Raw genomic sequence first — 313 nt, forward strand, 5'->3', positions numbered from 1 at the left:
GACGTAATGTGTGCGTCGTTACAGACTTCTTAATGGAACTAATCTCAGTAGCCTCTTTGATAATGGTGTTTATTTTGTTCAAGTCGATAGGGCTACCAGCTGTATTTGTGAATATGTACCCTCTATCAATAAAATTGTCATTCCACTGGTTTTCTTTCTTGTTTTCTAAAATAAGCGTTTTAAGTAAGTTAATACTTTGGGTAGTGATTCCGATGGTTCTATAGCTTTTACTTGTTTTAGTGGTCTCTTTTACTCCAAATGCTCCCGTTTCTTTATCAGTTACCCAATTAATTGTACCGTCGATATCTAGAGT

Annotated in this window: 1 protein-coding gene; it reads right to left on the reverse strand. The window is 35.5% G+C overall.

Features of this window, described 5'->3' with window-relative positions; all coding sequences use genetic code 11:
- On the reverse strand, nt 1-313 hold a 313-nt coding region (locus HH682_RS15475), incomplete at both ends, for a tyrosine-type recombinase/integrase (protein WP_214238368.1).

The organism is Rosenbergiella gaditana (genome assembly GCF_018494065.1).
In the GTDB taxonomy this organism is placed as follows: Bacteria; Pseudomonadota; Gammaproteobacteria; order Enterobacterales; family Enterobacteriaceae; genus Rosenbergiella; species Rosenbergiella gaditana.